Genomic DNA, 211 nt, shown 5'->3' with positions numbered 1-211 from the left:
TAATAAGTGGCGGAACGGACGGGACTCGAACCCGCGACCCCCTGCGTGACAGGCAGGTATTCTAACCAACTGAACTACCGCTCCACCGAATTTCTTTGTCACTACCCGGATTATTCATCCCGGTTTACTGCAATTTGATGCCTGGCAGTTCCCTACTCTCGCATGGGGAGACCCCACACTACCATCGGCGCTACGGCGTTTCACTTCTGAG

1 tRNA gene is annotated in these 211 nt (G+C 54.5%); it reads right to left on the bottom strand.

Annotated features, from left to right (window positions below):
- Positions 1-7: 7 nt before the first annotated feature.
- Positions 8-84: transfer RNA gene (locus OGV65_RS00050), tRNA-Asp, on the bottom strand.
- Between the last annotated feature and the right edge of the window lie 127 nt (positions 85-211).

The organism is Citrobacter sp. Cb004 (assembly GCF_030337065.1).
Taxonomy (GTDB): Bacteria; Pseudomonadota; Gammaproteobacteria; order Enterobacterales; family Enterobacteriaceae; genus Citrobacter; species Citrobacter braakii.
Note: the sequence above shows the minus strand (reverse complement) of the source record. Positions and strands in the feature narration are given on the sequence as shown.